11 protein-coding genes are annotated in these 7,167 nt (G+C 68.5%); 6 read left to right on the top strand and 5 right to left on the bottom strand.

Annotation, left to right across the window (positions count from 1 at the left end):
• Positions 1-474 (top strand): phosphomethylpyrimidine synthase ThiC (locus tag VED21_RS17070; RefSeq protein ID WP_324884125.1); only part of this gene is annotated, 474 nt, incomplete at its 5' end.
• Positions 475-669: 195 nt separating this feature from the next.
• Here VED21_RS17070 and VED21_RS17065 read toward each other — a convergent pair.
• From VED21_RS17065 to VED21_RS17055, 3 genes are all read right to left on the bottom strand, one after another.
• The gene (locus tag VED21_RS17065; RefSeq protein WP_324884123.1) at positions 670-1,572 is read right to left on the bottom strand and encodes a DMT family transporter; all 903 of its coding nucleotides are present in this window, start codon (positions 1,570-1,572) and stop codon (positions 670-672) included.
• Between the two features lie 86 nt (positions 1,573-1,658).
• Positions 1,659-1,964, bottom strand: coding sequence for a YciI family protein (locus VED21_RS17060; RefSeq protein ID WP_324884121.1), 306 nt, complete (start codon positions 1,962-1,964; stop codon positions 1,659-1,661).
• 10 nt (positions 1,965-1,974) lie between these two features.
• The gene (locus tag VED21_RS17055) at positions 1,975-2,391 is read right to left on the bottom strand and encodes a hypothetical protein (protein WP_324884119.1); all 417 of its coding nucleotides are present in this window, start codon (positions 2,389-2,391) and stop codon (positions 1,975-1,977) included.
• A 152-nt stretch (positions 2,392-2,543) separates the two neighbouring features.
• Between VED21_RS17055 and VED21_RS17050 the strand changes: the two genes are divergently transcribed.
• The 4 genes from VED21_RS17050 (at position 2,544) to VED21_RS17035 (ending at position 6,233) form a co-directional block, all read left to right on the top strand.
• Positions 2,544-3,692 carry an efflux RND transporter periplasmic adaptor subunit gene (locus VED21_RS17050; RefSeq protein ID WP_324884117.1) on the top strand — a complete coding sequence of 383 codons (1,149 nt, stop codon included), beginning with the start codon at positions 2,544-2,546 and terminating at the stop codon, positions 3,690-3,692.
• Positions 3,689-4,822 carry an ABC transporter permease gene (locus tag VED21_RS17045; protein WP_324884115.1) on the top strand — a complete coding sequence of 378 codons (1,134 nt, stop codon included), beginning with the start codon at positions 3,689-3,691 and terminating at the stop codon, positions 4,820-4,822. The genes VED21_RS17050 and VED21_RS17045 overlap by 4 nt, the downstream gene beginning before the upstream one ends.
• Before the next feature lies 1 nt (position 4,823).
• Positions 4,824-5,543 (top strand): ABC transporter ATP-binding protein, encoded by a 720-nt coding sequence (locus tag VED21_RS17040; RefSeq protein WP_324884114.1) that lies wholly within the window; start codon positions 4,824-4,826, stop codon positions 5,541-5,543.
• Positions 5,544-5,624: 81 nt separating this feature from the next.
• The gene (locus VED21_RS17035) at positions 5,625-6,233 is read left to right on the top strand and encodes a hypothetical protein (RefSeq protein ID WP_324884112.1); all 609 of its coding nucleotides are present in this window, start codon (positions 5,625-5,627) and stop codon (positions 6,231-6,233) included.
• Between the two features lie 2 nt (positions 6,234-6,235).
• Here VED21_RS17035 and VED21_RS17030 read toward each other — a convergent pair whose 3' ends face one another.
• Both VED21_RS17030 and VED21_RS17025 read right to left on the bottom strand, forming a co-directional pair.
• Complete coding sequence (locus VED21_RS17030) at positions 6,236-6,625, bottom strand: hypothetical protein (RefSeq protein WP_324884110.1); 390 nt, start codon at positions 6,623-6,625, stop codon at positions 6,236-6,238.
• A gap of 60 nt (positions 6,626-6,685) precedes the next feature.
• Positions 6,686-6,862 carry a hypothetical protein gene (locus tag VED21_RS17025; protein WP_324884108.1) on the bottom strand — a complete coding sequence of 59 codons (177 nt, stop codon included), beginning with the start codon at positions 6,860-6,862 and terminating at the stop codon, positions 6,686-6,688.
• A gap of 165 nt (positions 6,863-7,027) precedes the next feature.
• Here VED21_RS17025 and VED21_RS17020 point away from each other — a divergent pair.
• Positions 7,028-7,167, top strand: a 140-nt coding sequence (locus tag VED21_RS17020) for an aconitase family protein (RefSeq protein WP_324884127.1), incomplete at its 3' end; no start/stop codon positions are given.

Genomic DNA, 7,167 nt, shown 5'->3' with positions numbered 1-7,167 from the left:
GACATCGCACCCGGCTACGACCACATCACCAGCGGCATCGGGGCGGCGATGATCGGCTGGTTCGGCACGGCGATGCTCTGCTACGTCACGCCGAAGGAGCACCTGGGTCTGCCCGACCGCGACGACGTGAAGGTGGGTGTGGTGACCTACAAGATCGCCGCGCACGCCGCCGACCTCGCCAAGGGTCATCCGGCCGCCCGCATCCGCGACGACGCGCTGAGCCGGGCGCGGTTCGAGTTCCGCTGGCGCGACCAGTTCCACCTGTCGCTCGACCCCGAGACGGCCGAGCGCTTCCACGACCAGACCCTGCCGGCCGAGGGGGCGAAGGTCGCGCACTTCTGCTCCATGTGCGGGCCGAAGTTCTGTTCGATGAAGATCACGCAGGAGGTGCGGGACTACGCCAACTCCGGCATGGCCGAGATGGCCGAGACCTTCCGCACCACCGGCGGCGAGATCTACCGGGCGGCGGAGTGATCGATCCTTGATGGCAACGGGAACACACGGATTTCACGGATGTGAACGCGGATTTCACGGATTTTCTTGATTGTGCTTCAGCCGAGGCCGGCAGGAGGGCCGGCGCGCGGCAAGCGTCGCGAAAACCGTGTAATCCGTGCCTCAATCCGTGTAATCCGTGTCTCTTGTTGCCTCCACTGGCCGGACCTTGGGGGGCTACCGCGCCCTGACCGTCATCACGATTCCGGCGGCGATCAGCGCCACGGCGACCAGGACGCCGGCGGTCAGCGGCTCGCCGTAGACGACGGCGCTCTCCAGGAGCGCCGTCACCGGGACGAGGCAGAGGATCTGCCCGGCCTGCGCCGCCGGCATGACGGCCAGCGCCTTCGACCACCACCAGTAGCACAGCGCCGTCCCGATCACCCAGTTGTAGGCCAGCGCCAGCAGCAGCATGGGCGTCCAGTTCACCGACCGGTCCGCCTCCAGCAGCAGGGCGAAGGGCAGGACCGCCGCCGTGCTGACGGCGATCTGCCAGAAGGTCTGCGTCCAGAACGGCGTGCGCCAGCGGTGCCGGCGGTACAGCGTGGCACCCAGCGCCCACGACACGGCCGACGCCACCAGCAGCCCGTTGCCCAGCAGCACGGCTGGGTCGCTCCAGTCCACCAGCGCGGGGTTGAAGAACACCAGAACGCCGGCAAAGGCCAGCAACCCGCCCAGCACGCGCTGGCGCGGCGGCCGTTCCCCGGCGATCAGCACGCCCAGCGGCAGCGCCCACACCTGCATGGTGTAGGCCAGCACCGCCGCGCGGCCGGGCGGCACCACCAGCAGGCCCAAGGAGCTGAGCGACAGCATGGCGGCGATCTGCAGCACGCCGATCAGCGCCATCGGCGCCCGTTCCCCGGCCGGCGGCAGCAGCGGCGAGCGCAGCAGCGGCAGCAGCGCCGCCAGGAACACGGCCGAGCCGCCGAAGCGCAGCAGGTTGAGCGTGAGCGGCCCGACGTCGGGCAGGGCGGCGCGGATGATCAGCCAGTTGGTGCCCCAGAACAGCACCACCGCGGCCAGCTGCGCATAGATTGCCAGCCCCGGCCCGTGCCGCGCGGCGGCGGCCTGATCGGTCATCCCCGGTCCCTCCCATCCTCATCCGGCGGGATGGTAAATCATCGGGCGGACCCGCGAGCCATGCGTGTTGCGCGGGGGTGTCCGGCTCAGCCCTGAGGAGCGAACAGCGCGTCGAGGTCCGGCGTCCATTTGCGCGGCACCATCTCGGTGACGGCGTACTCGGCCAGACCATGGCGATGGAACGGGTCCTGCGCCAATGCGGCCATCAGCGTTTCGCGGGACTCGGCGCGGGCTATGATGACGCCGCCGCTGCGCGGGACCTTGGGGCCTGAAACGAGAAACAGGCCCTCCGCGTAGCCGCGCTCCAGGAAGCGGACGTGTTCGTCCAGATGCGCGTCCACGGCGTCGAGCGGCGCGACGTAGGTCAGGTCGATGATGAACAATCCCGGCATGCGTCTCCCCTCAGCGCGTCAGCATGGCGCTTTCCTTGCCGCTCAGCACGAAGACCTTGGCGTAGGACTTGAGCAGCGCGTCGATCAGCGCCTGCACCTCGGCGCTGCGCATCGCTTTCGGGTGCGCCGGGTCGACGTGCAGGACGCAGCTGTCCGGCGTGTCGTTGAAGGCGGCCAGCGCGTGGATGCGGTCGGGCCGGAACTCCTCGGGGAAGTTTTCGTCCATCAGCCAGAAGCACTGGAAGTTCCGGCAGGACGGCGGCCGCTCCTCGTACACGGTGCAGCCCTTGCCCTGGTCGCACGACGCGCACCAGCGCGCCGACGGCTTCTTCAGCTCGGGCACGCCCATCAGCTTGCAGCACAGCGTGCAGGCGCCGCAGCCGCGCCCGGCCGCTTCGGGGCCGGAGGATTCGATGATGTCGCTCATGCCGGCGGTTCGACCACATCGCCGGGGCCGGCGTCAAACGGAAAGCGGCGGTTTGACGCGGATCAAAGGAGGTGGGAGCGTTTCATATTAGTATGGCTTCATGTGAAGCCCCGGAACGACCGCCATGAGACCGCCAACATGAGACGACCGCCATGAAACGACTCCTGCGCTTCGGTCTCCTGGCCCTCGTCCTCGCCGCGCTGGCCGGGGGCGGCCTCACCATGGCCCGCCTGCGCCCGCTGCCGGTGAGCGTCGCGGTGCCGGAGCGCGCGGTGCCGGTGGAAGTCTACGGCCTGGGCACGGTGGAGGCGCGCATCCGCTCCGCCGTCGGGCTGGAGGTCGGCGGCACGCTGATGGACCTCACGGCCGACCACGGCGACCGTGTGGCGAAGGGCGCCGTGCTCGCCCGCATCGACACCCGCCAGCAGGAGGCTCGCGTGGCCGAGGCCAAGGCCGCCATCGGCCAGGCGCGCGCCAACCGCGAGAAGGCGCAAGCCGCCATCGTCCGGGCGCAGGCGGCGCTGGACAAGCGCCGGCAGAACGACGAACGGCGGCAGGCGCTGCTCGGCAAGGGCAGCGTGTCGGTGGAGGCGGCGCAGGACGCGGCGGCCGACCGCAAGGTGGCTGAGGCCGAGCTGGAGGTCGCCCGCTCCGACCTCGCCGTCGCCGAGGCCGCCGCGGCGGACGCCGGGGCGCGGCTGCAGTACGAGGCGGCGCGGCTGGAGCGCTACACCCTGACCGCCCCCTTCGACGCGCTGGTGGTCGCCCGCCACAAGGAACTGGGCGCCGCCGTCAACCCCGGCGAGCCGCTGTTCACCCTGGTCGATCCCGCCACGATCTGGGCGCTGGTGCACGTGGACGAGGCGCAGGCCGGCGCGCTCGCCGAGGGGCAGGCGGCCACCGTGCGCCTGCGCTCCCTGCCCGGACAGGCGTTCAAGGCCCGCGTCGTCCGCATCGAGCTGGAAAGCGACCGCGTCACCGAGGAGCGCAAGGTCTATCTGAAGTGCGAGGTCTGCCCGCCGCGCGTCTATCTGGCCGAGCAGGTGGAGGCGACCATCGCCGTCGCCACGCTGGACCACGCGCTGCTGGTGCCGCAGACGGCGGTGGAAGGCTTTGACGGCCACGGCGGCACGGTGTGGACGGTGGAGGAGGGGCGGCTCGCCCGGCGCGCCGTGCGCTTCGGCCACCGCACGCTGGACGGCCGGCTGGAGGTGGCCGGCGGCCTGCCGGACGGTGCCCGCGTCGTTGCGGCTCTCCTCCCCGGCCTGCGCGAGGGGCGGCCGGCGGAGGTGGCGCCATGAACCTTGCGCTCCGCGACGTCCGCCACAACCTCGGCCGCTTCCTGCTGACCTGCCTGGGGCTGGGGCTGCTGCTGGGCGTGGTTCTGTCGATGATCGGCATCTACCGCGGGCTGGTGGACGACGCGCTGACGCTGGTGCGCGTCCCCGCCGCCGACCTGTGGATCGTGCAGTCCGGCACGCGCGGCCCCTTCGCCGAGGCGTCGCGCATCCCCGGCGACGTGCGGGAGATGGCGGCGCGGCTGCACGGCGTGGCCGACGCCGGCTCCATGACCTTCCAGACGGCGGAGACCGAGCATCGCGGCCGGGCGCTGCGCCTGTACGTCGTCGGGTTCGAACCGGGGCGGCCCGGCGGTCCGGCGCGGCTGGCGACCGGGCGGCCGATCACCCGCGGCCATTACGAGCTGATCGCCGACGCCCGCACCGGCCTGGACCTGGGCGAGCGGGTGCGGCTGGGTCGCGACGACTACACGGTGGTCGGCCTGACCCGCAACCAAGTGGCGTCCGGCGGCGACCCGGTGGTGTACGTGACGCTCCTCGACAGCCAGCGCCTGCAGTTCCAGCTCGATCCCCCGGCGGCGCGGCGCGAGCTGGCGCGCGGCGCCAAGCCGGCCGGCACCGACACCGTCAACGCCGTCGTCGCCCGCGTCCTGCCCGGCGTGCCGGTGGAGCGCGTGGCGGGAGAGGTGCTGCGCTGGAAGCACCTCGCCGCCGTCACGCAGGAGGGGCAGGAGGTGCTGCTGCTCCAGTCGGTGGTGGAGAAGGCGCGGCGGCAGATCGGCCTGTTCACCGGCATCCTGATGACCGTGTCGGCGGTGGTGATTGCGCTGATCCTCTACACGCTGACCATGGACAAGGTGAAGGAGATCGCCACGCTGAAGCTGATCGGGGCGAGCGACCGCACCATCGTCGGGCTGATCGTGCAGCAGGCCCTGGCCATGGGCGTGATCGGCTGGAGCTTCGGCGCGCTGCTCATCCTGCTGGTCAAGGACGTCTTCCCGCGCCGCGTCGTGCTGCTGCCGGAGGACGCCGGGCTGCTGGCGCTGGCTGTGCTGGCGGTGTGCATCGTCGCCAGCGGCCTGGGCGTGCGCCTCGCCCTCAAGGTCGATCCCGCCACCGCGCTGGGGGGCTGAGATGGCGCTCTTTCCGAACGATGGGCCTCTTGTCGAACTGACTGGCGTCGCCAAGACCTACGGCAGCGGCGACGCCGCCGTGCACGCGCTGAAGGACACCGACCTCGCCGTGTACCCCGGCGAGGTGGTCGGCTTGTTGGGTCCCAGCGGGTCGGGCAAGACGACGCTGCTGAACCTCGTGGGTTGCATCGTCGAGCCGACGCGCGGGCGCATGGCGCTGGACGGCGAGGCGGTGTTCGAGGACGGCCGCTGGCTGCGCCCCGACCTGCGCGCGCTGCGGCTGGAGAAGCTGGGCTTCATCTTCCAGTTCCACAACCTGCTGCCGTTCCTGACGGCCGGCGAGAACGTCGCCGTCGTCCTCGACCTCGCCGGGGCCTCACGAACGGCGGCGCAGGCCCGCGCGCGCGAATTGCTGGACTATCTCCAGGTCGGCCACCGCTTCGATGCCTATCCCGCCAAGCTGTCGGGCGGCGAGGCGCAGCGCGTCGCCATCGCCCGCGCCCTCGCCAACCGCCCGCGCATCATCCTGGCCGACGAGCCGACGGCCGCGCTCGATTCCGAACGCGCCGGCATCGTGCTGGACCTGCTGCGGACGGTGGCGGTGGAACAGCGCGCGGCGATCCTGGTCGTCAGCCACGACGAGAAGATCTTCAACCGCTTCGACCGCATGGTGATGCTACGGGACGGGCGCGTGGTGGAGGCAGAGCATACCATAGCATGAAGATAGGTGCGACAATGCATCTCTTGCGCGCTTACATCGAATTTGTCAGATACAAGGCTGAACTTGCATTTAGAGGTTATTATGACATTTCGCGTCCGGCGAAACGATATCGAAGAAGTAATTCTCTCTGGTGCAGCTGCCGCATTTCGTGACTACGAAGAGTTGAGCGGTGGTCATTGGCTGGACATGGCTCCTGAGTCTTTTATACAGTCCAGAATCGCCCAAGAATTTCGTGCTTTGCAGGGAGATGGAAATCGGCTTTATGTTACTCTCGAAGCATCACCGAAAAAGATTGAAGCGGACTGCGGTCGGCGGCCTGATCGTCGCCGCGTAAAAATGAGAGAAAATCAGCGCTTAGATATCTTGGTTTGGCACAAAAATGGTGCTCGGCCCCGTGCGGCAATCGAAATTAAGAAATCGGCGGAACTGACGTTGAGTCTGCGTTCGGACGCCAAGAGGCTTAGGCAATGGTGCCGTGGCAATAATCCGTTGATGGATTCTGGTTATCTTGTCGTTTATACGTCGGCAAAATGCGGGGATGTTCGACCGACGATCAACAAAAGATTCAATAGAATCGCAGATGCGACTGACGCCGATTATTGGCGTAGCATAGGTCCGTCGGAGCCGACTGATGAGGGTTGGGCTTGGGACGTCGCGTTCTTTGCATATAGGGCGATGGCGCCGGCCTGAGCCTACTCCGCGGCGGGCGGGCGCTGCATGCGGCCGGCCAGGGCGAGCTGCAGGATCTTCGACTGCTCCTCGATCCGCCCCTCCATCTTGGAGAGTTGGATCAGCGACGAGACCAGGGAGTTGAAGCGGCTTTCGGAATGGTCGTCGACCGTGGCGATCTGCTTGGTCAGCCGCTCCTCAAGCTCGCGCAGGTCTTCCTTGACCTTGTTCCGCAGCTCCTTGAGGTCGTCCTTGACCTCGGCCCGCAGCTCCTTGAGGTCACCCTTGACCTCGGCGCGCAACTCCTTGAGGTCTTCCTTCGTCGCCATTCTGGCGCGAATGTCCGTCAGTTCGGCGTTGAGGCTCCGCCCCATCTGTTCGATGGCCGCCAGGATCAGTTCGCTCTTGTCCATGCGCCGACTCCGCCGATAGCGCCGTGATGGTAGCACAACCGGCGCCTCGAGTCACACGCGTCAGATGAAGAACAGCTGCATGCCCAGCCAGCCGACGACGGCCAGCAGCACCAGCATGATCATGGTCGTGGCGATGGCGATGTTGGTCTGGCGGATGCGCCGGCAGCGCGGGCAGGCGGGCTCGACGGCCGGGTAGACCAGATCGCACCTCGGGCACTTCGTCTGGGCGTCACTCACCGCTTCTCTCCGCTCCGTAACTCCTTCGCGCGGCGAAGCTAGCATACCGGCCGGGCTTTTCCAGCCATCGCCCGCTTGTCCCGCGCGGTCCTTGTGGCTATTGTGCCGCCCTCGGAACGCACACCTTTTGTCCGTGCGGTCCGCCGCCGCAAGAGAGAAGCCGAGATGTCCAAGCCGCGCACCCTGTTCGACAAGATCTGGGACAGCCACGTCGTCCACCGCCAGGAGGACGGCACCTGCATCCTCTACATCGACCGCCACCTGGTCCACGAGGTGACCAGCCCGCAGGCGTTCGAGGGGCTGCG

Origin of the sequence: Azospirillum sp. (assembly GCF_035627195.1) — a bacterium.
Classification (GTDB): Bacteria; Pseudomonadota; Alphaproteobacteria; order Azospirillales; family Azospirillaceae; genus Azospirillum.
This window is presented reverse-complemented; position numbering and strand designations above follow the sequence as displayed.

Bases quoted from the DNA above. Each gene is read 5' to 3' on its own strand.
- VED21_RS17065 (WP_324884123.1), bottom strand. From the start codon at position 1,572: ATGACCGATCAGGCCGCCGCCGCGCGGCACGGGCCGGGGCTGGCAATC.
- VED21_RS17040 (WP_324884114.1), top strand. From the start codon at position 4,824: ATGGCGCTCTTTCCGAACGATGGGCCTCTTGTCGAACTGACTGGCGTC.
- VED21_RS17055 (WP_324884119.1), bottom strand. From the start codon at position 2,391: ATGAGCGACATCATCGAATCCTCCGGCCCCGAAGCGGCCGGGCGCGGC.
- VED21_RS17035 (WP_324884112.1), top strand. From the start codon at position 5,625: ATGACATTTCGCGTCCGGCGAAACGATATCGAAGAAGTAATTCTCTCT.
- VED21_RS17060 (WP_324884121.1), bottom strand. From the start codon at position 1,964: ATGCCGGGATTGTTCATCATCGACCTGACCTACGTCGCGCCGCTCGAC.
- VED21_RS17050 (WP_324884117.1), top strand. From the start codon at position 2,544: ATGAAACGACTCCTGCGCTTCGGTCTCCTGGCCCTCGTCCTCGCCGCG.
- VED21_RS17030 (WP_324884110.1), bottom strand. From the start codon at position 6,625: ATGGACAAGAGCGAACTGATCCTGGCGGCCATCGAACAGATGGGGCGG.
- VED21_RS17045 (WP_324884115.1), top strand. From the start codon at position 3,689: ATGAACCTTGCGCTCCGCGACGTCCGCCACAACCTCGGCCGCTTCCTG.